At 70.7% G+C, this 23,671-nt stretch carries 25 protein-coding genes; 2 read left to right on the top strand and 23 right to left on the bottom strand.

Annotated elements, in window-relative coordinates; translation table 11 throughout:
- Positions 1–100: 100 nt before the first annotated feature.
- The gene (gene lysS / locus CLV71_RS40035) at positions 101–1,603 is read right to left on the bottom strand and encodes a lysine--tRNA ligase (protein ID WP_133908149.1); all 1,503 of its coding nucleotides are present in this window, start codon (positions 1,601–1,603) and stop codon (positions 101–103) included.
- A gap of 56 nt (positions 1,604–1,659) precedes the next feature.
- Here lysS and CLV71_RS40030 point away from each other — a divergent pair, with 56 nt between their 5' ends.
- Positions 1,660–2,409, top strand: a complete 750-nt coding sequence (locus CLV71_RS40030) for a class I SAM-dependent methyltransferase (RefSeq protein WP_133908148.1) — start codon at positions 1,660–1,662, stop codon at positions 2,407–2,409.
- Here CLV71_RS40030 and CLV71_RS40025 read toward each other — a convergent pair.
- From CLV71_RS40025 to CLV71_RS39990, 8 genes are all read right to left on the bottom strand, one after another.
- On the bottom strand, positions 2,390–2,866 hold the full coding sequence (locus tag CLV71_RS40025) for a GNAT family N-acetyltransferase (RefSeq protein ID WP_133908147.1): 477 nt from the start codon (positions 2,864–2,866) through the stop codon (positions 2,390–2,392). The two genes, CLV71_RS40030 and CLV71_RS40025, sit on opposite strands and share 20 nt — an antisense overlap.
- 19 nt (positions 2,867–2,885) lie before the next feature.
- Positions 2,886–3,662: a type III pantothenate kinase gene (locus CLV71_RS40020; RefSeq protein ID WP_133908146.1), complete on the bottom strand. Its 777-nt coding sequence runs from the start codon at positions 3,660–3,662 to the stop codon at positions 2,886–2,888.
- On the bottom strand, positions 3,663–4,127 hold the full coding sequence (gene panD, locus CLV71_RS40015; RefSeq protein ID WP_133908145.1) for an aspartate 1-decarboxylase: 465 nt from the start codon (positions 4,125–4,127) through the stop codon (positions 3,663–3,665).
- A gap of 1 nt (position 4,128) precedes the next feature.
- Positions 4,129–5,004: a pantoate--beta-alanine ligase gene (gene panC, locus CLV71_RS40010; RefSeq protein WP_133908144.1), complete on the bottom strand. Its 876-nt coding sequence runs from the start codon at positions 5,002–5,004 to the stop codon at positions 4,129–4,131.
- Positions 5,001–5,903, bottom strand: a complete 903-nt coding sequence (locus tag CLV71_RS40005) for a Rossmann-like and DUF2520 domain-containing protein (protein WP_133908237.1) — start codon at positions 5,901–5,903, stop codon at positions 5,001–5,003. The genes panC and CLV71_RS40005 overlap by 4 nt, the downstream gene beginning before the upstream one ends.
- A gap of 114 nt (positions 5,904–6,017) precedes the next feature.
- Positions 6,018–7,121 carry a PrsW family intramembrane metalloprotease gene (locus CLV71_RS40000; protein WP_133908143.1) on the bottom strand — a complete coding sequence of 368 codons (1,104 nt, stop codon included), beginning with the start codon at positions 7,119–7,121 and terminating at the stop codon, positions 6,018–6,020.
- A 128-nt stretch (positions 7,122–7,249) separates the two neighbouring features.
- Complete coding sequence (locus CLV71_RS39995; protein ID WP_133908142.1) at positions 7,250–9,085, bottom strand: DUF6779 domain-containing protein; 1,836 nt, start codon at positions 9,083–9,085, stop codon at positions 7,250–7,252.
- A 57-nt stretch (positions 9,086–9,142) separates the two neighbouring features.
- Positions 9,143–9,616 (bottom strand): DUF3180 domain-containing protein, encoded by a 474-nt coding sequence (locus CLV71_RS39990; RefSeq protein ID WP_133908141.1) that lies wholly within the window; start codon positions 9,614–9,616, stop codon positions 9,143–9,145.
- Between the two features lie 43 nt (positions 9,617–9,659).
- On the opposite strand from CLV71_RS39990, the gene CLV71_RS39985 reads away from it, so the two are divergent.
- Positions 9,660–10,580, top strand: a complete 921-nt coding sequence (locus CLV71_RS39985) for a MerR family transcriptional regulator (protein ID WP_133908140.1) — start codon at positions 9,660–9,662, stop codon at positions 10,578–10,580.
- Here the strand turns inward: CLV71_RS39985 and folK are convergent.
- The 14 genes from folK to CLV71_RS39915 form a co-directional block, all read right to left on the bottom strand.
- Positions 10,569–11,060 carry a 2-amino-4-hydroxy-6-hydroxymethyldihydropteridine diphosphokinase gene (gene folK, locus CLV71_RS39980; protein WP_133908139.1) on the bottom strand — a complete coding sequence of 164 codons (492 nt, stop codon included), beginning with the start codon at positions 11,058–11,060 and terminating at the stop codon, positions 10,569–10,571. The two genes, CLV71_RS39985 and folK, sit on opposite strands and share 12 nt — an antisense overlap.
- The gene (folB, locus tag CLV71_RS39975) at positions 11,057–11,422 is read right to left on the bottom strand and encodes a dihydroneopterin aldolase (RefSeq protein ID WP_133908138.1); all 366 of its coding nucleotides are present in this window, start codon (positions 11,420–11,422) and stop codon (positions 11,057–11,059) included. Before folB ends, folK begins: the two co-directional genes overlap by 4 nt.
- A complete protein-coding gene (gene folP / locus CLV71_RS39970; RefSeq protein ID WP_481735062.1) occupies positions 11,415–12,242 on the bottom strand; it encodes a dihydropteroate synthase in 828 nt (275 codons plus the stop codon). Before folP ends, folB begins: the two co-directional genes overlap by 8 nt.
- Positions 12,242–12,862, bottom strand: a complete 621-nt coding sequence (gene folE, locus CLV71_RS39965; RefSeq protein WP_243867232.1) for a GTP cyclohydrolase I FolE — start codon at positions 12,860–12,862, stop codon at positions 12,242–12,244. The genes folP and folE overlap by 1 nt, the downstream gene beginning before the upstream one ends.
- Before the next feature lie 49 nt (positions 12,863–12,911).
- A complete protein-coding gene (ftsH, locus tag CLV71_RS39960; protein WP_133908136.1) occupies positions 12,912–15,221 on the bottom strand; it encodes an ATP-dependent zinc metalloprotease FtsH in 2,310 nt (769 codons plus the stop codon).
- A gap of 185 nt (positions 15,222–15,406) precedes the next feature.
- Positions 15,407–16,117 (bottom strand): ESX secretion-associated protein EspG, encoded by a 711-nt coding sequence (locus CLV71_RS39955; protein WP_133908135.1) that lies wholly within the window; start codon positions 16,115–16,117, stop codon positions 15,407–15,409.
- A gap of 3 nt (positions 16,118–16,120) precedes the next feature.
- The gene (locus CLV71_RS39950; protein WP_133908134.1) at positions 16,121–17,605 is read right to left on the bottom strand and encodes a PPE domain-containing protein; all 1,485 of its coding nucleotides are present in this window, start codon (positions 17,603–17,605) and stop codon (positions 16,121–16,123) included.
- A gap of 200 nt (positions 17,606–17,805) precedes the next feature.
- Positions 17,806–18,546, bottom strand: coding sequence for an ESX secretion-associated protein EspG (locus CLV71_RS39945; RefSeq protein WP_133908133.1), 741 nt, complete (start codon positions 18,544–18,546; stop codon positions 17,806–17,808).
- A 1-nt stretch (position 18,547) separates the two neighbouring features.
- Entirely contained in the window at positions 18,548–19,924 is a 1,377-nt protein-coding gene (locus tag CLV71_RS39940) for a hypothetical protein (RefSeq protein ID WP_133908132.1), read from the bottom strand.
- A gap of 12 nt (positions 19,925–19,936) precedes the next feature.
- Complete coding sequence (locus CLV71_RS39935) at positions 19,937–20,488, bottom strand: DUF3558 domain-containing protein (protein WP_133908131.1); 552 nt, start codon at positions 20,486–20,488, stop codon at positions 19,937–19,939.
- Between the two features lie 23 nt (positions 20,489–20,511).
- Complete coding sequence (locus CLV71_RS39930; protein ID WP_133908130.1) at positions 20,512–20,880, bottom strand: hypothetical protein; 369 nt, start codon at positions 20,878–20,880, stop codon at positions 20,512–20,514.
- A 159-nt stretch (positions 20,881–21,039) separates the two neighbouring features.
- A complete protein-coding gene (hpt, locus tag CLV71_RS39925) occupies positions 21,040–21,594 on the bottom strand; it encodes a hypoxanthine phosphoribosyltransferase (protein WP_133908129.1) in 555 nt (184 codons plus the stop codon).
- Positions 21,564–22,559 (bottom strand): tRNA lysidine(34) synthetase TilS, encoded by a 996-nt coding sequence (gene tilS / locus CLV71_RS39920; RefSeq protein WP_133908128.1) that lies wholly within the window; start codon positions 22,557–22,559, stop codon positions 21,564–21,566. Before tilS ends, hpt begins: the two co-directional genes overlap by 31 nt.
- Positions 22,556–23,635: a zinc-dependent metalloprotease gene (locus CLV71_RS39915; RefSeq protein WP_133908127.1), complete on the bottom strand. Its 1,080-nt coding sequence runs from the start codon at positions 23,633–23,635 to the stop codon at positions 22,556–22,558. The genes tilS and CLV71_RS39915 overlap by 4 nt, the downstream gene beginning before the upstream one ends.
- Between the last annotated feature and the right edge of the window lie 36 nt (positions 23,636–23,671).

Genomic DNA, 23,671 nt, shown 5'->3' with positions numbered 1-23,671 from the left:
AGGGACCGGTGAACGTGCGTAGCACGATATAGGAATACTCCCACTAACCAGCTTAACGCAAATCCTTGATTACGTTAGCAGTCCGTGTCGCGATCCTGGGTCATTCCGGGCGCACCAGCGGAAACAGGATGGTCTCCCGAATGCCCAGGCCGGTGAGTGCCATGAGCAACCGGTCGATCCCCATTCCGACACCGCCGCTCGGCGGCATTCCGTACTCGAGGGCGCGCAAGAAGTCCTCGTCGAGACGCATCGCCTCGTCGTCTCCCCCGGCGCCGAGCGCGGCCTGTTCCGTCAGTCGCTGCCGTTCCACTACGGGGTCGACGAGCTCGGAGTATCCGGTCGCGAGCTCGAATCCCCGCACGTAGAGATCCCATTTCTCGGCAACACCGGAGATGCTCCTGTGCTGGCGGGTGAGCGGCGAGGTCTCGACCGGGAAGTCCCGCACGAAGGTCGGCGCGTGCAGGTGGTCGCCGACCAGGTGCTCCCACAGCTCCTCGACCAGCTTGCCGTGCGCGAGCTTGGGGTCCACCTCCAGCCCACGGGCCGCCGCGTGCTTGTGCAGCAGGTCGGCGGGGGTCTGCGGGGTGATCTCCTCGCCGACCGCCTCGGACAGCGACGGGTACATGGACAGGGTCGTCCACTCCCCCGACAGGTCGTACTCCTCGCCGTCCGCCAGCGTGACGACCTGTGTGCCGAACACGGCCTGGGCGGACTCCTGCACCAGCTGACGGGTCAGTACGGCCATGGAGTCGTACGTTTCGTAGGCCGCGTAGAACTCGAGCATCGCGAACTCCGGAGAGTGCGACGAATCGCTGCCCTCGTTACGGAAGTTGCGGTTGATCTCAAAGACCTTCTCGATACCGCCGACGACGCAGCGCTTCAGGAACAGTTCCGGCGCGATACGCAGGTAGAGGTCCATGCTCATCGCGTTCGAGTGTGTCACGAATGGGCGAGCTGTCGCACCGCCGTGCACGGTCTGCAACATCGGCGTCTCGACCTCGAGGAAACCGCGCTCGTGGAAACTGTCACGCAATGAGCGGACCACTCCGGCACGCGTTCGAACGGTTTCGCGGGCCTGCGGGCGCAGGATCAGGTCGACATACCGCTGCCGAATGCGGGTTTCCTCGTTCAGGTCCTTGTGGGCGACCGGCAGAGGGCGTAGCGCCTTGGCCGCCATTCGCCACTCGTCCGCGAGAACGGAGAGCTCGCCACGCCGGGAGGTGATTACCTCACCACGCACGAAAACGTGATCACCGATGTCGACGACGCTCTTCCACTCCGAAAGCGCGGACTCGCCCACCTTGTTCAGGCTCAGCATCGCCTGCAGCTCGGTGCCGTCGCCTTCCTGAAGCGTCGCGAAACAGAGCTTGCCGGTATTGCGCAGAAAGATGATCCGACCAGTGACGCCCACCACATCTCCGGTGGCCGTATCCGGTGCCAGACCCGAATGCGATTCGCGAACCTCGGACAAGGAGTGTGTGCGCGGCAGTTCGACGGGATAAGGGTCGACGCCGTCGTCGAGCAGTCGCGACCGCTTCTCGCGACGGACCCGAAGCTGCTCCGGAAGGTCGTCTGCCTGCGGTTCCTGCGATTCGTCGGTCACGGTAGAACAGGGTACGGTCGACGGTCGGCCCCGCGATATCGGGCTACTTTGGTCGTATGGAGCTACATCGGACCCGGGCGGGCTCGTTCGGAGCGCGAGCGGGTGACTACGCGGAGCACCGGCCGGACTATCCGGCCGACGGCGTGCGATGGGCCCTCGCCGCCGCGACCCGCCCCGTTCGTGACGTGCTGGACCTGGCGGCAGGCACGGGAAAGCTGACCGCCGGACTGCTCCCCCTCGGTCTCGGGGTCACCGCCGTGGAGCCCGACGACGACATGCGTGCCGAGCTGTCGCGACGGTACCCGCAGGTGAGGGCACTGCCGGGCAGGGCGGAGGAGATCCCGCTGCCCGACGGCTCCGTCGACGCCGTGGTCGTCGGCCAGGCGTTCCACTGGTTCGACCACGAGCGCGCGCTCGACGAGATCGGCCGCGTCCTCGTCCCCGGCGGCGCGCTCGGCCTGCTGTGGAACGACGAGGACCCGGACGTCGAGTGGGTGGCCGGACTGCTCACGGTGTCCGGTGCCACCGGCAGCGCCCTGGAGGACCTGCGGCAACCGTCGCCACACCCGCTGTTCACGCCGTTCGAGGAGTCGGCGTTCCCGCACACGCACCGGCGGACCCGCGAGTCGCTCGCGGAGACGCTCGGCACGCACTCCTGGCTGCTGGTGATCACACCGGACGAGCGCGCGGCGGCGATGGCACGGATCCACGACTACCTGGCGTCTCGACCCGAGACCTCCGGCGGGGAGTTCGACGTGCCGCTGGTGACGAAGGTGGTGCGCGCCGTCAGAGGTGGTACGCCATGAGGACGTCGTCGACCAGCCGGCCGTCGAGGACGAACTCACCCTTCAGCACGCCCTCGGTGACGAACCCGCAGCGCTCGTAGAGGTGGCGCGCCGTGGTGTTGTGGCCGAGCACCCGCAGGGTGACCTTGGTGCGGCCCGACCGCCTGGCGGTGGCGACGACCCCCTCGACCAGCTGCCTGCCGACGCCCCTGCCCTGCGCCCCCGGGTCCACGGCGAGCCCGTTGACGTGGAGCACGTGCGTGTGCGACGGCACGGGGATGTCCTGGGTCATCGACACGTACCCGACGACGACCCCGTCCAGCTCGGCGACGAGGAAGCCGTCGAGGGGCCTGCCCTCGTAGAAGGTCTCGCGCTCGGCAGGCATCGGCGACGGTGACACCGTGGAGGTCCAGGTGGCCACGTCGATGGCGAACAGCGCCGCGTCGTCGTCCATCCGAGCTGCCCTGATCGTCACCATGCGGACGATCCAACCACGTTCAGCGGATGTTGCGTTCGAAGACGAGACGCAGCCCGAGCAGGGTGAGGTCCGGGCGGTGGTCGACGATCGTCTCGGACTCGTCCACCACGAGCGGGGCGAGGCCGCCGGTCGCGATGACCGTCACCTCGCCAGGGTGGTCGGTCCGGTGCAGCTCGCCGACGATCCGCCGGACCAGGCCGTCCACCTGGGCGGTGAAGCCGTACATGATGCCCGACTGAAGGCACTCCACCGTGTTCTTGCCGATCACCGACTTCGGGCGGACCAGCTCCACCTTGCGCAGCGCCGCCGCACGGGAGGCCAGCGCGTCCACCGAGATCTCGATGCCGGGCGCGAACACGCCGCCGAGGAACTCACCCCGCGCGGAGATCACGTCGATGTTCGTCGACGTCCCGAAGTCCACGACCACGCACGCCGTCTCGTGCAGGTGGTGTGCCGCGAGCGTGTTGATCACCCGGTCGGCACCCACCTCCTTCGGGTTGTCGACCAGCAGCGGCACGCCGGTCCGCACGCCAGGTTCGACGATCACACGTGGCACGTTCCGGTAGTAGCGCCCGAGCATCACCCGCAGCTCACGCAGCACCGCCGGGACCGTCGACAGGGCCGACACACCGGTGACCTCGTCGGCGTGGGCACCCAGCAGGCCGCGCATGGTGAGCGCCAGCTCGTCGGCGGTCATCTGCGGGTCGGTTCGCATCCGCCAGTCGTGGACCAGCTCCGGACCGGCGTACAGCCCCAGCGCGATGTTCGTGTTGCCGACGTCGATCGTGAGGAGCACTCAGCTCTCCGCCTGCAGCAGGGCGTCCAGCATGGCCGCGTCGACGGTCTCCGCCAGTGGTGAGGCACCGCTGACCAGGCCGTGGCCCTCGGGCACGTGCCCGGGCAGCGAGCCACGGTCGACGATCTTGTTGGCCTCGTCGACGAACACGACACGCGGCCGGTACGCGGCGGCCTCGGCCTGGTCCATCAGCCCGTAGGAGATCAGGATCACCGTGTCGCCGGGGTGCACCAGGTGCGCCGCGGCGCCGTTGATGCCGATCACCCCGCTGTCCCGCTCGCCGGTGATCACGTAGGTCTCCAGGCGGGCGCCGTTGGTGACGTCGACGATCGCGACCTGCTCGCCCTCGATCAGGTCCGCGGCCTCCATCAGGACCGGGTCGACCGTCACCGAGCCGACGTAGTGCAGATCCGCCTGTGTGACCGTCGCCCGGTGGATCTTGGACTTCAGCATCGTCCGGAACATGTCAGTCCTCCCCGTCGCCAAGGAACACCTGGGCGTTGTCGATCAGACGAGTGGTGCCGACCCTCGCGGCCACCAGCAGCCGAGCCTCCCCGCGCGCGGGCGCGGGGCCGAGGTCGGTGCCCCGCAGCTCCAGGTAGTCGACGTCGACGAGGGGCTCCTTGTCGAGCACGGCCCGCGCCGACTCCAGCACCATCTCGGCACCCGCCGCGCTGACCCGCGCGCCCGCCGCCAGTGCCGCCGACAGTGTGACGGCCGCGGTCCGCTGGTCGTCGGCCAGATACTGGTTGCGCGACGACCTGGCCAGGCCGTCGGCGTCCCGCACGATCGGGACACCGATGATCCGCACGTCGTGGTTGAGGTCGCGGACGAGCTTCCTGACCAGCGTCAGCTGCTGGTAGTCCTTCTCGCCGAACACCGCGTAGTCCGGGCGGATGATGTTGAACAGCTTGGCCACCACGGTCAGCACGCCCGCGAAGTGGCCGGGCCGCGACGCGCCCTCCAGCTCGCCGCCGAGCGGCCCCGGGTCGACGGTCACCTCCGGGCCGCTCGGGTACATGTCCTCGCGCGACGGCGTGAACACCAGCTCGACGCGTTCCTCACCGCACACCGCGAGGTCCTGCTCCAGCGGACGCGGGTAGCGGTCGAAGTCCTCGTCCGGCCCGAACTGCAGCGGGTTCACGAAGATCGACGCGGCGAGCACGGTGCCCGGCAGCCTGCGTGCGGTGCGCATCAGCCGGCGGTGGCCGTCGTGGAGTGCGCCCATGGTCGGCACCAGCGCGATCCTGCGACCGACGCCACGCAAGGCGCGCGCGGTGGCGACCATGTCTTCCAGTCCACTGTGGACGTGCAGCTGGCCGGGGGTGAACCTCGGCGTCATCGGCGATCCTCTCCGGGGCCGCGCTCGAGCACGGCGAAGACGTCCGGGGCGAGGTCCGGGCGGAGGAGCCCGCTGGCCTCGGCCCGGTGCGCGGTGCGTTCGGCGAGCGCGCGGTAGGTGGGCAGCATGTCGGGGGCGTGCTCGGCGAGCACGGTCAGGTGGGCGCGGATCGTGCCGACGTCGCCGCGTGCGACCGGCCCGGTGAGCGCGCGGTCGCCGTGGCGCAGCGCGTTGTCCAGTGCGGCGGACAGCAGCGGGCCAAGCATGCGTTCGGGGTTGCCGACGCCTGCCTTGGCGAGCAGTTCCGCGGCCTCGGCGACCAGCGTGACCAGGTGGTTCGCGCCGTAGGCCAACGCGGTGTGGTAGAGCGGGCGGGCCGCGTCGGGTACCCGGACCGGTTCGGCACCCATCTCCACGACGAGTGCCTCGCCGACGCTCCACGCCGCCTCGTCGCCGTCGGCCGCGGTGACGCCGAAGGAGCAGGTGGTGAGCCGTTCGAGGTCCTCGGCGCGGCCGGTGAAGGTCATCACGGGGTGGAGGGCGAGTGGCAGCGCGCCGTGGTCGACGGCGGGGGCGAGGACGTCAACGCCGTGTGCCCCGCAGGTGTGCACGACGATCTGGCCGGAGCGCAGCGCGTCGGCCGCGGCGAGACCGCGGACCATGCCACGCAGTGCGTCGTCCGGGAGGGCGAGGAGCACGAGGTCGGCCTGGCGGACCACCTCGTCCGGCGGCAGGACCGGCACACCGGGCAGCAGGTCCTCCGCGCGTTGCAGCGACTCCTTGGACACACCCGAGGCGGCGACGACCGTGTGACCGGCCCTGGCGAGCGCGGCCCCGAGCACCGCACCGACACGACCGGCGGAGACCACCCCGACCGCGAGCCGAGCAGGCCGGTTCACGCCGAACACCGACCTGAACACCGATGGTTCGCTCCGCAGGCTCCGCTCACGACGCCTCCCGTCCTCCCCTGTCGAAAGCGTAACTTCGCGCGTGTGGGTCCGGAGGACCGGGCGTCAGTGCCGTTGCCGGTCCTGGGTTCGTGCGGGCAGGTTCGCCTTCGCCGCGTGGAGGACGCTGACCAGCTGGGTCTCGCGGTCGGTCGCGTCGCCGCCTGCCAGTCCCAGGCCCAGGGCGTGCCAGAGGAACGCCAGCTCGGTCACCGCAGCCTGGTAGTCGCCGACGGCCCGTGCCGCCTCGCGGCCTCGCTTGCGGCCTGCCTGCACGCGCCAGCGGCGGCGGGCGGCGAGCGTCACCAGGCGGCGCACGTTGGCGGGGTCGACCCAGCCGCGGCCGACCATCTCGGGCAGCGCCCTCGCGACGATCCGCTGCTCGCGGCGCCGGTGCCAGCTGACGAGCGTCAGGCCCGCGATGAAGATCGGCACCATGACCAGGAAGTACACGTTGAGGAAGGTCTTCGGCGTGCCGAGCGTCGCGGCCGCGTTCCACATCGCGTGCAGCAGCACGGCGAGGAGGTAGCCCGCCAGTGGCGCCAGCACCCGGAGGTACTTGCTCGACGTCCGCACGGCGATGCCGGCCCCGATGCCGATCATGGCGGTGAACAGCGGGTGCGTGAACGGGGACAGGACGCCACGCAGGATGAACGCGGTGACCACGCCGCCGGTGCCCGCGTCGCCGAAGCCGTGCTCGGCGAACGCGCGGCCGAAGTAGTAGATGTTCTCGGTGAACGCGAAGCCCGCCGCGACGAACCCCGCGTAGACGACGCCGTCGATCACGCCGTCGAACTCGTGGCGCAGGAAGTACATGACCCCGAGGACGAAGACGCCCTTGAGCGCCTCCTCGAACAGCGGGGCGGACACGATCGCGCTGACCTTGTCGCCGCTGCCGTGGCCGAGCAGCGCGTCCCCGACGGCGGCGGCCGTGTTGTTGACGAGCAGCGCGGTGATCGCGGCGACGCTCGCGCCCCAGCCGAGGGCGAGCCAGAGCATGCGTGCCGGCTCCGGTTCCCAGCGGTCGATCCACAGGAGCGCGGCCACGATGGAGCCGACGGGCACGAGCGCGGCGACGATGCCGACCAGCTCGGCGACGAGGCCGACCTTGGCGGTGGAGATCGCGAGGAGCGTGAGGCCACAGGCGGCGAGGACCATGAGCCCCGTCATGGGGAGGAGAACCGTCCGCCGTCGCGGGTTGTGCCGGTGCGGCGGCCGAGCAGGGTGCACCCGACAACCCTACGGCGTGCCTCTTCCGCGGAGCACAGCTCGGCCGTCCACGCGCCGCGCCGGCCGCGTCAGTCCTCGCGGCGGCGCCTGCGGCGGGGGCTCGAGTCGAGGCCGTGGTTGGCGAGCAGCTCGCTCACCGAGCGGCCTGACGTGTGGGAGCCGCCGCCGCTCTCCTCGGCCCGGTGACCGACCGTCTCCTGCCAGGAAGGCTGCCCTTCGGCCCTGCGGCGACGACCGCCGCCACTCTCCTCGACGGGTTCCGGCTGCCGTACCGGCGGTGGCACGGGAGGGAGGTTGCGCATGCTCGGCTGCCGCTCGACGGGCGGAAAGTTCTGCATGCTCGGCTGCCGCTCAACCGGCGGAAAGTTCTGCATACTCGGCTGCCGCTCAACCGGGGGAAAGTTCTGCATACTCGGCTGCCGCTCGACGGGCGGCAGGTTCCGCATACTCGGCTGCCGCTCAACCGGCGGCAGGTTCTGCATACTCGGCTGCCGCTCGACGGGCGGAAAGTTCCGCATACTCGGCTGCCGCTCAACCGGCGGAAAGTTCTGCATGCTCGGCTGCCGCTCAACCGGCGGCAGGTTCTGCATGCTCGGCTGCCGCTCAACCGGGGGAAAGTTCCGCATACTCGGCTGCCGCTCAACCGGCGGAAAATTCGGCATACTCGGCTGCCGCTCGACGGGCGGGAGGTTGCGCATGCTCGGCTGCCGCTGCTCGACCGGCGGGAGGTTGCGCATACTCGGCTGTTCCGTCTGCGGCTGCGCGGCCTGCGGCACGTACGCGCGGCTCCCGTAGGTCGGCTCCGGTTGGTCCTTCGGCTTGTTGTACTGCGCGAGCCAGCTCGTCCGCTCCGCGTTGCCGCCCGCCTGGGTGCCCAGGTCGTGGCCCTGCGCGGGCTGCCGCGCCTGCTCCCACGACGGACCCCACTCCTGCTCGCCGGTCTCCCACCCCGGTGGGACCCCACGACGATGTGCCGGGTCGGCCGCACGCGGCTGCTCCACGCGGCGGGTCTGCTCCGCACGCGCCGGCTCCTGGCGCCGCTGCGGCTCCGGTGCGCGCTGCTGCTTCGGCGCGTCCGCCGCCAGCCCGTCCGGCACGAACCAGCGGTCGGACATCTCGGCGGGGTGCTCGACCCTCGGGATCTGCTGCCTGCCAGACGGCTGTTGCTGCGCCGCGGGCGGCTTCACCGGTTCGGGGGTCGGTCGTTCGGGACGGGGTGCGCGCTCGGTCCGGCGCGGCGCCGGTGGTGGACGTGAGTCGACCCTCGGCTCCTGGCGCGGCTGCTGCTCCCTGCGGGGCTTCTGGTGGACCTCGCGCACCCGCTCGATCAGCTCGGTCTCCGCCTCGCGGCCGACGGGCGGCACCACGACGTTCGCCTGCGCGGCGGGGAGATGCTTCATGTCACGCTGCACGGCCAGCGAGCGTTCCTCCGGCACGGAACGCATCCGGGTGGACTCGGCGTGCAGTGCGTACCGCTCGACCAGGAACTCGCCACCCATCAGGCTTTCCAGGGTCTGGCGCATGTTCTGCAGCTCGGCACGCAACGCGGCGAGGTCGTCGCGAGCGGACTCCTCCGCCTTGCGCTTCGCCTCCGCCTCGACGGTCAGCTCGTGCTCGCGGCGCGCGGCGATCTCGCGCTCCAGCTCCAGCTCGTAGATGCGCTGCCGCTCCGCCGCCGCCTCACGCTGGTCGCTGACCTGCCTCCGGTACCGCGCGGCGAGGAACGCGCCGGTCAGCGCCGCCCAGAGCGCCGCGACGATGCCGAGCCGCAGCCACTTCTCCTGGTCGGTCAGCACCAGCAGCCCGGTCGCGACAGCGGCGAAGGCGACCGCGCCGACGAGTAGTGCGCGCCCGCTCGACGAGCCGGTCTCGGGCCCGTCGGAGGAGTCTCGGCGGGCGTTCATGAGGGACACCGTACCGGTCCGTTATTAGGTCGAGACCATTACGATTCGGTACGACGATCAGTCTCTCGTGCCGGAGTTCCGCTCCGGCGGCTGATTCTCCTGGTCACGCGGTGTGCGGCAGCACCATTCGAGGTACAGCGCCGCCGCGATCAGCAGGGCCGAACAGGTCACACCGACGACCGTGCTCGGCAGGTCGTCCGCCGCGGCCGTGACGACGGCACGCTTGGGCAGCACGTACACGAGGATCGCGGCCCACGCGCCGAACATGATCGCCCCGAGGAGCGACGACGCCTTCGCGAGCGCGACCGCGCGTGCCGCGGTGAGCGGGGCGACGTCACGCCGGGGGTCGCGGATGCGTGCCCGCAGGCTGACACCGAACAACGCCTCGACGACCGCCAGCACGAGCAGCGTGACGCCCGCGAGCGTCGGCAGCGGCGGCATCTCGCCGTAGAAGTTGCGAACCAGCAGGTAGACGAGTGCGGCGGCGACGAGCCCGGCGAGGACCAGATCCCGGACCCGGGTGAAGTGCATGGCGACCACCGTACTTGACTCTCCAGTAACTGGAGGGTTGAGCATGGCGCACATGGGGTTCCTGACGATCGGCGAGCTGGCCAGGCGAACGGGCCTGACCACACGCACGATCCGGTTCTACTCGGACGAGGGCCTGCTGCCTCCCGCGCACCGCACCGACGCCGGCTACCGGCTGTACGACGGCGCGTCGCTGGCACGCCTCGAGCTGCTGCGCACCCTGCGGGAGCTGGGTCTCGGTCTGCCGGACGCGGAGGCCGCGCTCGCGGGCGCGCGCCCGGTGGCCGACCTGGCGCGACAGCACGTCGACCTGCTCGACGAGCAGATCCGGGTACTGCAGCTGCGGCGTGCCGTGCTGCGCGCGATCGCCAGGACCAGAACCGAACTGGACGGAGTGCGACTGATGAAGGACCTGGCATCGATGACGGACGCCGAACGCGCGGCGGTCATCGACGACTTCTGGGACGAGGTGAACGCGGGGCTGGACATCAACCCCGAGTTCGCGACGGGCATGCGCTCGGCGAAGCCGGTGCTGCCGGACGATCCGAGCCCCGAGCAGTTGGAGGCGTGGCTGGAGCTCGCGGAGCTGGTGCGCGACAAGGACTTTCGGGCCCGCATCCGGGCCATGAGCGAGGAGCACGCGGCGAGGCGGGCCGAGGGCGAGCCGATGGACAAGCCGTTCGGCGAGGCTCGCGACCAGTGGCTCGGCTGGACGACCAGGGCCACCGCGGCACTGTCGAGCGGCGAGTCGCCGTCCTCCCCCGCGGGGCAGGCACTGGCCGGCGAGCTGACCGGGGCGTACGGGAAGCCGGCCGCCACGGTGGCCGACGAGCTGGCCGCAGGCACGGACGCACGCGCCGAGCGGTACTGGCAGCTGATGGCGACGATCAACGGCTGGCCGCAGTGGCCGTCACAGGTCCCGGCGGCGGAGTGGATCATCGCCGCGCTGCGGGCCTCACAGGGATAGGTCCGGCCGTTCCTCCACGTCCGCCCGGTCGTTCTCCGACAGGGCGGCGAGGAGCGCCGCGATCGGGCCGTGGCCGGGCAGCTCCGCGTCCGGCTCGATGGCCAGCCACGGGATCAGCACGGTCGCCCTCGACGGCGTGCCGGGGTGCGGGAGCAGGAGGTCGGGGTGGTCACTGGTCACCCCGTCGACCGTCACCACGTCCACGTCGAGGGTGCGTGGTCCCCAGTGCCGCTCGCGGACCCGGCCCGCGGCCTGTTCCAGGTCGTGGGCACGGGACAGCCAGCCCCACTCGTCTGTCGAGGGGGACTCGACGACCAGGACCGCGTTGAGGAAGTCCGGCTGGTCGGTCACGCCCCACGGCGCGGTCTCGTACACCGGGGACACCTTCACCAGGACGTCGCGGAGACCGTCGACGGCGAGCTTCAGGTAGGCGAACCGGTCGCCCGTGTTCGAGCCGATGGACAGGACCGCGCGCGTCATCCGGTGCGCTTCCTCGATCGGCGGATCGTCACGGCGACGTCCGCGAACGGCAGGCCGATCGGCGCGTTCGGCTTGTGGATGGTGACCTCCGCCGCGTGCAGCCGGGGCTGCCACCGCATCAGGTCCTCGGCGGCCTCGATCGCGACCGTCTCGATGAGGTCGCGGGAGGGGCCGCCGACGACCGCGGCCACGCGCTCGGCCAGCTCGCCGTAGTGGACGGTGTCGGCGAGGTCGTCGGTGTCCGGCACGTCCAGCCACACGGTCACGTCCGCGACGAACTCCTGCCCGTCACGCTTCTCGTGCTCGAAGACGCCGTGGTGGGCACGCACCCGCAGGCCGGTCAGGGTGATGCGGTCAGCCATTCAGCGCCTCCGCCACCTTCACGGCGTCCAGCGAGCGCCGGACGTCGTGCACGCGGACACCCCACGCACCCGCCGACGCCACGAGTGCCGAGATCGCCGCGCTGGCCTCCTCGCGGCCGTCAGGCGAGCGCGGCACGCCTTCCTTGTCCGCGAGGAGCGTGCCGAGAAAGCGTTTGCGGGAGGCGCCGACCAGCACCGGGAAGCCCAGCGCCATCAGTGCGTCCAGACTGCGCAGCAGCTCCCAGTTGTGGTGGGCCTTCTTCGCGAAGCCGAGGCCCGGGTCCAGGACGAGCGCGTCGGAGGACACCCCTGCCGCGAGCGCGGCGTCGACCCGCGCGGACAGCTCGGCTTTGACGTCCGCGACCACGTCGTCGTAGGTGGCCAGAGAGTCCATGTCCTTCGAGTAGCCGCGCCAGTGCATGAGGATCCACGGCACGCCTGCCTCGGCCACGACCCTGCCCATGTCCGGGTCGGCCAGGCCGCCCGACACGTCGTTCACGACCACCGCGCCCGCCGACAGTGCGGCCTCCGCCACCCGCGCACGGGTGGTGTCCACCGACACCGCGACGCCCGCCGCCGAAAGACCCGTGATCACCGGCAGGATCCTGGCGATCTCGACCTCGGGGGCCACTCGGTCGGCGCCGGGGCGGGTGGACTCGCCGCCGACGTCGACGAGGTCGGCGCCCTCCGTCCACATGTCGACGCCGTGGTTGAGGGCGTCGTCGAGGTGGAGGTAGCGGCCGCCGTCCGAGAAGGAGTCGGGCGTGACGTTCAACACACCCACCACCGCACAGCGGCCGGGACGGGGCAGCGCGCGGATCACTTGGTGCGCCCGTTGATCAGTGCCAGGGCCTCCGAGCGGGACGTCGCGGAGCTGCGGAAAATGCCCCGCACGGCCGAGGTCGTCGTGCGGGCACCCGGCTTGCGGACACCGCGCATGGCCATGCAGAGGTGCTCGGCCTCGACCACGACGATCACGCCGCGCGGCGACAGCTTGCGGACCAGCGCGTCGGCGATCTGGGAGGTCAGCCGCTCCTGCACCTGGGGGCGCTTCGCGTAGAGGTCGACGAGGCGCGCGATCTTCGAGAGACCGGTCACCTTGCCCTGCTCGTTGGGGATGTAGCCGACGTGGGCGGTGCCGTGGAACGGCACGAGGTGGTGCTCACACGTCGAGTACATCGGGATGTCGGTGACCAGCACCAGCTCGTCGTGGCACTCGTCGAAGGTGCGGTCCAGCACCTCGTCGGGGTCGGTGTACAGACCGGCGAACATCTCGAGGTACGCCCTGGCCACCCGTTGCGGGGTGTCCTGAAGGCCGTCGCGGTCCGGGTTCTCGCCACACGCGAGCAACAGCTCCCGGACCGCCCTCTCGGCACGTTCCTGGTCGAACACGGACCCGCCGGTGTACAGCGGGCCCCGGCGGGACCCGTTTACCGTCACAGCCTGCCTCCGGTCGCCGAGGGGGCCAGGCTCCGATCTTGACCCCTGCTCAGCGACCACTATCCCATTCGGGACCGTCGCGACGGTCCGTCCCATCCTGTGGACGGTCCTGTTCGGCCGGCCGCTCGGGCTGCGCGTCCCACGACGGACGCCACGGCTGGCTGTTGCCCTGCGGCGTGGTCGCCGGGGTCCACCCGGGAGGTGCGCCGTAGTTCGGCGGGCCCGAGTTGCCGCGCGGGTCCCCGTAGTTCGGCGGGTACGGCTGGCCGTAGCCACCCGGCCGAGGACCGGGCTGCGGGAGGCCGTTGGGGCCGGCGCCGTTGGGCTCGGGGTTCGAGTGCGGAGGTCCGCCGGGCAGCTCGCCACCGCCAGGGGCGGTACGCACCGGCGTCGGTGCCTCCTCCTGGACCGGCGGCCACGGCTCGCCACGTTCCTTGGCCAGCTCACCGGGCGTCTTGATCGGCGGCTTGTCCGAGGGCGTGCGGCCACCGAACTCGTTGAACGCCGTGATCCTCGGCCGCTTCTCCACCCCGGCGAAGATCCGCTCCAGGTCCCTGCGCTGCAGCGTCTCCTTCTCGAGAAGCTCCATCACGAGGGTGTCGAGGATGTCGCGGTAGGTGTTGAGCACGTCCCACGCCTCGGTGTGCGCGGCCTCGATGAGCTTGCGCACTTCCTCGTCGATCTCGTGCGCTACCTCGAGCGAGTAGTCCGGCGCGTGGCCCATCGAGCGGCCGAGGAACGGGTCGCCCTGGTCCTGGCCGTACTTGACCGCGCCGAGCCGTGCGGACATGCCGTACTCGGTGACCATGGCCTTCGCGATCTTGGTGGCCTGCTCGATGTCCGACGAGGCACCCGTGGTGGGCTCGTGGAACACCAGCTCCTCCGCGGAGCGTCCGCCGAGCGCGAACACCAGGCGCGCGATCATCTCCGAGCGGGTCATGAGCTGCTTGTCGTCCTCGGGGACGACAAGCGCGTGCCCTCCCGTCCTGCCGCGCGGCAGGATCGTCAGCTTGTAGACCGGCTCCAGGTCCGGCATGGCCCACGCGGCGAGCGCGTGCCCGCCCTCGTGGTAGGCCGTGATCTTCCTCTCCTTCTCGGAGATGATCCGGCTCCTGCGGGCCGGGCCGCCGATCACGCGGTCGACCGACTCCTCCAGCGCGGCACCGTTGATCATCGTGCCGTTGGTGCGCGCGGTGAGCAGGGCGGCCTCGTTGATGACGTTGGCCAGGTCGGCGCCGGACATGCCGACCGTGCGCTTGGCGAGCCCGTCGAGGTCGGCGTCGGGGTCGAGCGGCTTGCCCTTGGAGTGGACCTCGAGGATCTTCTTGCGACCCATCAGGTCGGGCACGGACACCGGGATCTGCCGGTCGAAGCGGCCGGGACGCAGCAGCGCGGGGTCGAGGATGTCGGGCCGGTTGGTCGCGGCGATGAGGATGATCCCCCCACGCGCGTCGAAGCCGTCCATCTCGACCAGCAGCTGGTTCAGCGTCTGCTCACGCTCGTCGTGCCCGCCGCCGAGGCCCGCGCCACGCTGGCGGCCGACCGCGTCGATCTCGTCGACGAAGATGATGCACGGCGCGTTCTGCTTGGCCTGCTCGAACAGGTCGCGGACGCGGCTCGCGCCGACACCCACGAACATCTCGACGAAGTCCGAACCGGAGATCGAGTAGAACGGCACCCCGGCCTCGCCCGCGACCGCGCGGGCCAGCAGCGTCTTGCCCGTTCCCGGCGGGCCGTACAGCAGCACGCCCTTCGGGATCTTGGCGCCGAGCGCCTGGTAGCGGCCGGGGTTCTGCAGGAAGTCCTTGATCTCGTAGAGCTCCTCGACCGCCTCGTCACAGCCGGCGACGTCCGAGAACGTCGTCTTCGGCATGTCCTTCGGCAGCTGCTTGGCACGCGACTTGCCGAAGTTGAGGACCCGGTTCCCGCCGCCCTGCACGTTGTTCATCATCCACATGAGCAGGATGAGGAGCAGGCCCAGCGGGATCAGGAAGATCAGGATCTGGGTGAGGAAGGACTCCTGGGTGACCGTCGTGTTGAACTCGGTCTTGTTGTCGATCTGGTCCTGGAGCTGCCGGTAGATGTCGCCGGTGGCCGCGGACGGGAACTGCGTGATGATCTGGGTGACCCGCTGTCCGTCCTGCTCGACCGGGTCACGCAGCGTCAGCTTGAGGCGCTGTTCCTTGTCCTCGAGGTCGGCCTTCTCGACATTGCCGGCGGTGATCTGCGACACCGCTTTCGACGTCGGCACCTCGGTGTACCCGCGGGTGTCGTCGAACAGCATGCTGATCAGGAAGTAGAGAAGCAACACCACCAGGATCCACACCAGCGGGTTGCGAAGCAGGCGCTTGCGGTCCATCAACTTACGGCCGCGGGCGCGGCCCGACCCTCCCTGACTGCATGTGTTACCTGGCCGGACGAGGCATACCGGTCCGTCCAGCGTACCGCTCGTGGTTGGGCTCCCACTCCGCGAAGTGCTGGAGTGGCGCCGTCAAGGATCCAACGGAGGAGAGGACGAATCGGTTCCCGGCACATCCGCCCAGGTCAGGACGTGACCGCCGCCACCATCTCGGTGATCCTCATCCGTAGCACGGGCGTGTCGGCGGGCGCCACTGTGACCCATCGGCGCCCGTCCCGCCCGTCGCGGTGCTGGGCGAGGTAACGCCCCGTGCCGTCGTCGAACCAGGACAGCACCGCCGACCGGCGGCGACCCCTGATCCGGCTGAAGCTGTTGGCCGCGATCTGGCCGCCCCGCAGCCTCGGCCGGGCGGCGAGCCTGGCGAGCGCCTGGCGGTCCTCGGCGGGTCCGTTCTCGTGGTCGGTCGGTAGGGACAGTGACATCTCCGTCCCCCTGGCCGCGGGCGGCAGCAGGTCGACGACCACGTCGCCGAGCCGGTCGAACGGCACCGGGCGGAGTTCGACGTGGTCGTCGTCCGGCTGGGTGGCCAGGACGGCCGAACGGCCTGCCCTCGCGACGACGACCCTGGTCGGGGTCGCCCCGAGGTCGGGAAGGAACGCGGAGTCGATGCTGACCTCCGGGGCGGCCAGAAGGTTCAGCCATCCGTGGACGTCCTCTATCACCTGTCCGGTGTGGTCGGTGAGGGACTGTGCCCTCAGCTCCTCCTGGACCTCGCGGCGCAGCCGGGCACGGTCGGCGGCGGTGACGGCGTGGCGAGGGGCCTCGATCGGGTAGGGCAGGTCGATGGCGAGGTCGTCCGCGACGAGTGCGAGGGCACGGGTGCTGATGGTGGGCACGGCTCAGCCGATGACCGGGGGCGCGGTGCGCTCGGTGGTGCCGAACGTGCCTTCGGGGTCCCGCTCCACGAGGTAGGCGGGACGCTGGTGCTCGACGTCCTCCTCGTCCCCAGGTCGACCGCCCCTTCCGGAGGGCCCGCTCACGCCATGCCTGCCCGCCGGGCGCTCGACGGCTCCCGGGGTGGTGCCGCGGGTCGTACCGCCGCGGCCCTCGCCCACCCGGCCTGCCTCACCTGCTCTTGGGCCGGAGCCGCCCGGCCCGAAGGTGCCTCGCGGGCCGAAGGCGCCTCCCGCGGTGTACCCGCCACCGCCGTGGAGGGGTCCACTGGCGACGGTGGCCGGGTTGGGCGTGGATGTGAACGTCGCGCTGCCGGGTGGGTTCGTCGCTCCACTCGCGACGGTCCCGCCGTCGCCCGCCCGCGCCGCCGCCACGTCACCGGGCAGGTCACCGCCGGAGGCGTCCCGTTGCTCGGGAACGCTCGCCGGTGAGGTGTCTGCCGCGCGGCCGGGATACGGCCGGTTCTCGGGGCCCGGAACACCAGGGTCTGGGTCGTCGGCGACCGCGACCGGCGCGAGGTGGAAGTCGGGCAGGTCGTCGTACACGGTGGTCATGGCGGACTCGTACTGCTCCATGTACCGCACCTGTTCGGCCTTGACCGCCGCGGCGTGGTCCTTCTGGGCCCGCAGGTCGGTGGTGTCGATCGGCAGGCCCTGGAGGCTTCCGAGGAGCAGGTCGTACATGCGCGGCTCCGCCACCGGGCCGGGCATCCGCTTCAGGTGCTCCGCGGCCTCGGCGGCCTTCCGCAGGTTCGTCCGGAGCCGGTCCGCGTTCCCCTCCGCGTCCTCGCCCCAGCCGACGAGTGGCGTCAGCGCGCCGTTGGCCGCGGTCGCGGCCGGGCCCTGCCACGCGGACATCAGCTCGCCGACGTTCTTCGCGAAGTTCGCGGTCGAGCTTCTCAGCGAGTCCATGTTGGACCGCCATTCACCGACGGAGTCGAACACCCGCACCGGGTGGTTGCCCTCGGTCGCGAACTGGTGGAGCTGTGTGCTGCTGTAGGCGCGCCAGTCGTGTTTGTCGGCAGGCGTCCAGTCCTCGTGTGCCCAGTCCTCTGGATAACCGGCGGTTCGCAGGCCGGACAACTCGAGGAAAGCGGCGAATCCGCCGACACCGGCCGCGGTTGCCGGGACACCGCCGTGGCAACCGATGAAATCGCGGAAGATCTCGGCCGCGTTCCCGTCGGTCTCGGCGTAGCTCCGCGCGACCTCGCCCATGGCGCCCTGTGCGTCGCGGAGCTTGCCGCCGTAGTCGTGGAGGGTGGCGACGAACCGGCCGCTCATGGCGACGAACCTCCTGGCCACGGCCATACCGACGGGGTTGTGCCCGAGTGGCGGCGGGTCCTCCCCGAGGATTCCCCAACCCGACGTCAGCTCGTCGAGGTCTGCGACCTCGCGGCCGAACTGGCTGTGGGCCAGGAGGAAGTCGAGCATACGTATTTCGACAGGGCCACCACCGGCGTGTACCCCGATATTCTTCGCGTTTATCTCGCGAAGCTTTCGCTCGTTATCCTTGCGTTCGGACTTACCCGGAGTCACGACACTCCCATTTTCCGGTGCGGCGGGTAAAAGGACATTACCTGCCACACCGGGGCGTGGAATGACGTGAAGTTGTCTCTTTGGGGTGAACTCCGTCAGCGCTGCTCTACTGTGACGAGCCTGGTCATCTCGATGAGCCGCTGACGCAGCGTGGCCGCGTCGGCAGGGGCGATGGTCGCCCAGTCCGCGCGGGACTGCGTGAGGTAGCGGCCGGTCTCGTTGTCGAACCAGGACAGCACCGGCGAGCGGCGTCGGCCACGCATCTCGGTACGGCTGTTGACCGCGATCTGGCCACCGCGCTGGTTGGGCAGGGCGGTCAGCCTGGCGAGTGCCTTGCGGGTCTCGACGTCACTGGCCCGCTGGTTCACGCCACCGCCGACCGCGGCGAGTTCGGCGGCGGGCAGCGAGATCGACGTCTCGGTGCCCCGGCGTGCGGGCGGCAGCATGCCGACGACGGCCGACACCAGGCCGTCCCTGGGGATCGGGCGCAGGTGCAGGCCGCTCTTCTGCTGGACGGCGAGCACGGCGGCGCCCCGCCCGCTGGCGGCCAGCGCCAGCACCGGCTCGGCACCCGTGTCCGGCAGGAACACCGAGTCGATGCTGAGGTCGGCGTTGGCCAGTGCCAGCAGCCACTCCTCGAGCTCGGGCTCCAGGCGTCCGGCTGGGGTGAGCAGCCGGTTGGCGATCAGGTCCTCGCGGACCCGCTGCCGCAGCATGCGTCTGCCGTCCACGGTCGCCCCATGCGACTGGACCTCCAGCGGGTAGGGCGGCTCACCGGCGTCGAGCGCCTCCCAGACGAAGTCCAGCGCGATGGGGCTGAGCGTCCGTTCGCGCACGTCAGTCGTCGCCTCCGATGACCGGCGGGGCGGTCAGCTCGTCGCTGCCGAACGTGCTCTCCGGGTCGCCCTCGACCAGGTAGGACGGGCGCGTGTGCTCCTTGTCCTCCTCACCCTCGCCCTTGCCGCGGGGAGCACCACCGGCACCGGAGCCGCCACGACCACCCGCGCCGCCGGCACCGCCCATGCCGCCCGCCACGGGTCGGGCCGCCGGGTTCCCACTGCCCGCGCCGGGACCGCCGGCACCCGCACCGGGGCCACCGCCCGCGCCGAAGCCGCCCGTACCGCCAGGAGTGCCGAAGCCACCGAACCCGGGACCGAAGCCACCGGAACCCGCGCCCGGCACGCCACCGCCGGGGGCACCCGGGGTGCCGCCGCCGGGCCCGAAGGTGTTCGGCGTCGGCGAGTTGGTGGGCGGCGTGAACGCGGACGAGCCGGTGGTGAGCCCCGGGGTGAAGCCACTCTGGTCGGTCGGCCCGTTCCCGTCGCCGCTCACGAACCCGGGCTGGTCGCCGTTGGGACCGGTGAAGCCGGTGTTGGGGTTTCGCGGTGTTCCTGTGTCGGTGGACCCGCCGGGGTTCGGCACCGGCCCACCGGTCTGCGGGATGAAGACCCGCTCGCCCGTGATGCTGTTCCCGTTACCGTTTCCCCCGCCGATCGTCTCCTCCGGCGGCACGAACGACGGCGTCTGCGCGTCGACGATGCTCATCGAGGAGGTGTAGGTGTTCAGGTAGGAGATCTGTTCCTTCTTCACCGCGTCGGCGGCGTCCTTCTGCGTCTTGAGGTCCGCCTGCATGGCGGCCGGGCCGCCGGCGACCATCGCGTGCAGCGACTGCTGCTGGTCGAACTTCTTCGGCGGCGGCAGCTTGCGCACCTCACTGGCGGCGACGGACTGCTGCGACATGCGCACACCCATGAGCTGCGCGGTCTGCCCGGCGATCCCGGCGGCCTGCGCGAGCGGGGCGAGCGCCCCTGTGGCCGACTCGGCCGCGACACCAGTCCAGGCGCCGTCGAGCCTGGTCACGGCGTCGAAGAGGCCGTTGGCCGCCTCGGCCAGGCTGTTGCCACCGTCGTTGAACGACCGGCCGAGGTCGTCCGCGGTGTACGGGCTGTTGTTCTCCGTCGCGAACCTGTAGAGCTGCTCGCTGTCGTAGGCGTCCCAGTTCGGTGTGTCCCCGATGACGCGATCGTCCCCCATGCGGACACCGTGCGAGAGGTCGGCCGCCTGCTGGGCGTTGATCGACTGCTGGATGTCCTGCGTGGGCACCCGGTCCTCGGACGGCATGTGGTTCATGACGCGCCGGTTGTCGGCCGCCTGGTCACCCGCGTACCGGTTGGTGTCGTAGTGGTGGTGATGGTGTTCGTTGTTCGGCGCCATCGCAGTGCCCCCTTACTGGTCCTTCACCCTGGGAATGATCAGGTTCGACGCCTGGGTCGCCACCTGACACGGGTCGTACTGGCCCTCACCGGCCGACAACACCGACACGGCCGAGGTGAAGAGCTTCCCGCTGGGCAACTCCACCATCACCTGGCAGACGGTCACCGGTTCGGTCTTCACCTGCTGCACCGCGGTCAGGCCGTCGATCGTGGTCCGGGTGAGGGTGATGCCCGGCCCGGTCTCGGCGCTCGCGGTGGTCATGTCGTTCTGTGAGCCGACCACGAGAGTGATCTTGTCCGACCACTGGCAGACGGCGTGGCCGTCCGAGACGCTGTTGGTCTTCTTGCCCTCCGCCGAGCCGCCCAGCTGCTCGGCCTCCTCCGGCGAGAGGAGCTCGCACAGGCGGGCGAGCGAGTAGTCCGGGGCCTCGGTCTCCGAGGTGGGTTCCTCCGTCGACTCCGGCGCGGACCGCGAGGTGGTCTCCTTCGGTTCCGGCTGCCCGGCCGTCGCGCTGTCACAGGCGGACAGAACCGTCAGCACGGCGAGGCCGACAGCGGCCGCCATGCTGTGCTTCCGAAGCGAACCCACTACTGGTGCGCCCTGTTGTACTGGGCGGCGTGGAGGTCGTCGGTGTCCACGTAGTTGGCGATGCACTGCTTCAACGCGGTCTCGGCCTTCGTGGTCTGGTCGAGGAGCAGCCCGATCGAGGCCATGAAGGAGTCCCCACCGTCATATCGGCCCATGGATTTCTGCGCCATGGCCACGCCGATCGGGTTCGCCCCCAACGCGACCTCGCTGCCGCCGTGGCCGCCACTCGTCGCCAGTTCGGTGAGCTGGTCCTTGACCTTGCCGATCTTCTCGAGTGCTTCCGCGGCCGCGTCGGCCTCGATCGAGACCTGGCCGGCCATCGCGGCGTAGCTGAAGGCGGCTACGGCGCCTCCGATTGCCTCGTACACGTGTTGCTCCCCATGTTCCCCGCCGCGCACACCCCTCGTGCGGCACGTGACATCTGCGAGGTTAACGCACCGGCATAACAGCCAGGGGCGCATTGACACAGAGGGCCGGGGCGGTTCGCCGGCGGCCGAGGAAGTCCAGGGCCACCGGCGACAACACCATCAGGACGAGTAGACCCTGGGGTCCAACGTGCCGATGTAGGGCACGTCCCGGTAGCGCTCGGCGTAGTCGAGGCCGTAGCCGACGACGAACTCGTTCGGGATCTCGAAGCCCACGTACTTCACGGGCACCTCGACCTTCACGGCTTCCGACTTGCGCAGCAGCGTGCAGACCTCGAGCGACGCGGGGTTGCGCGCCGCCAGGTTCTTCAGCAGCCACGACAGCGTCAGGCCCGAGTCGATGATGTCCTCGACGATCAGCACGTTGCGTCCCGCGATGTCGCGGTCCAGGTCCTTGAGAATCCGCACGACGCCCGACGAGGACGTCGACGAGCCGTAGGAGCTCACTGCCATGAACTCCATCTGCACCGGCACGGTCAGCGCGCGGGCGAGGTCGGTCATGAACATGACCGCGCCCTTCAGCACACCGACCAGTACCAGGTCAGCGCGGTCGCCCCGCTCCGGGTAGTCGTCGGACACCTGCTTCGCGAGATCTTTGATCTTGTCCTGGATCTGCTGTTCGGTGATCAACACGGAGGCGATGTCGTCGCCGTACACCCGGTCCCCTCTCCTGGCTCCCACGCGGTCACTCGAAGCCTGCCACGGGCCCGCCCGACGGCAAAGTTGCCGGGCAGCCACACGGCGCCCTGTCCCCGCCACTCACCGATCAGTGCGTCCACCGACCGCAGGTGCGCGTCGGTCAGTTCGGGCACACCGACATCGAGGAGCCAGCGGCGCACTGTCCTGCGCCGCAACGCGGGCGGTTCGGCCGACAGAACCGCCGCGTCCAACTCCTCTTCGGTCAGCGCGGCCGTCAGCAGCCGCGCCGACAGTGTGTCCAACGCCTCAGTGTCCTCACGCAACTGCGCCGCCGTCCGTGCCAGCGCGGGCGCCACCCCGCCTCGCAGCACGTCCTCCAGCAGCGGCAGCACCTCCCTCCTCAGCCGGACCCTCGTGTAGGCCGGATCGACGTTGTGGGGGTCGTCCCACGTGGTCAGTCCCAGCGCATCGCATGCCGCGACAGTGGTAACACGGGGCACCGACAGGAAGGGACGGCCCCACGGGAGGTCCAGCCCACGCATGCCCGCGATCGAGCGGGGACCCGAGCCGCGGCCGAGTCCCAACAGGACGGTCTCGGCCTGGTCGTCGAGGGTGTGGCCGAGGAGGACGATCGGGAACCCCGCCGAGCGCAGCGCCGCGTAGCGGGCGTTGCGAGCAGCCGCCTCGGGACCGCCCCGGCCGGTCACGGTCACCGTCAGCACGCGCACGTCGTCGACGCCGAGGCCGTGCAGCTGCTTGGCGGCCGTCGCGGCCACGTCGGCCGAACCCGGCTGAAGCTGGTGGTCGACGATCAGCCCGTGGACGGTGAGCCGACGCCTGCTCGCCACGTGCACGGTCGCCGCCGCGAGCGAAAGGGAATCGGCGCCGCCGGAAACGGCCACCGCGACGTCGGGGAAGTCCACTCCGGCGAGCAGGTCCCGCACTGCCTGCCGAGTACGTGCGACCGGGCGGAAGTCGGTCACCGGCCGTGGATGCGCCGTACCCACGCCGCCGGGTCGGCGATCTCCGTGCGCAGCGGCAGCGTCTCCGGCGACTCCCACACCACGTTGAAACCGGACATCCCGACCTCGTCGACCACGTGCCTGGTGAAGGCCGCGCCCGCCGCGTACTGCTTGACCTTCGCGTCGACGCCGAGCAGCGCCCGCAGGATCCGGTCGAGCACCCCGCCGCCACGCCGCCGTGCGGTGAACCGCGCCCGGATGGTCGCCACGCTCGGCACCACGGACGGGCCGACCGCGTCCATCACGTGGTCGGCATGGCCCTCCAGCAGCGTCGACAGGGCGATCAGCCGGTCGAACACGGCCCGCTGCCTCGGCGACTGCAGCAGCTCGACCAGCCCGATCGGGCCGGCGTCGGTGTCCTCGCCCCGGCCGCGCCGGATCTGCTTCATGACCTCCGGCAGCCTGGCGAACGCGCTGGTCGCGGTCTCGTCGAGGCCCGCGAGGAAGTTGGCGACCTCACCGGAGAAGTAGCCGCGCAGCCAGGGCACGGCCGTGAACTGCAGGCGGTGCGTGCACTCGTGGAGGCACACCCACATCTGGAAGTCCTCGTCCGGCACGTCCAGCGCCCGCTGCGCCCCCATGATGTTCGGCGCGACGAGCAGCAGCCGCCCACCGGTGCCCTCGCCGCCGAACGGGTCGTACTGGCCGAGCACGCGGCCGCCGAGGAACGCGAGCACCATGCCGGCCTGCACGCCGGCACTGCCCGCGAGGACGCCGCCCATCGGCCGGTTCGAGCCGACCGGCAGCGCGCCGTCGGTGAGGGCCGCGAGTCCCTCCGCCGCGGCCTCGACCCAGCGGCGGCGGTCCACGACGTCACCCTCGTACAGCGGCAGGTCCATGCCGAGCCCGGTCAGCTCGCGCACGTGCGTCTCGGCGACGCCCGTCGCCGCGCGCAGCTGCGCGACCGCGCGCTCCGCCTCCTCGATCGGTACCGAGGGGCCGGGTTTGACCAGCCGCTGAGCGGTGGTCACCGCGACACCCCAGTCGACCGGGTTGCGATTTTCGGTCTGCCGCGCGGGGCTGGTCGCCGTGCTCATGACATCGACGCTACCTGACGAAAGTCGAACCCCGCC

It is taken from the genome of Actinophytocola oryzae (assembly GCF_004364325.1).
Classification (GTDB): domain Bacteria; phylum Actinomycetota; class Actinomycetes; order Mycobacteriales; family Pseudonocardiaceae; genus Actinophytocola; species Actinophytocola oryzae.
This window is presented reverse-complemented; position numbering and strand designations above follow the sequence as displayed.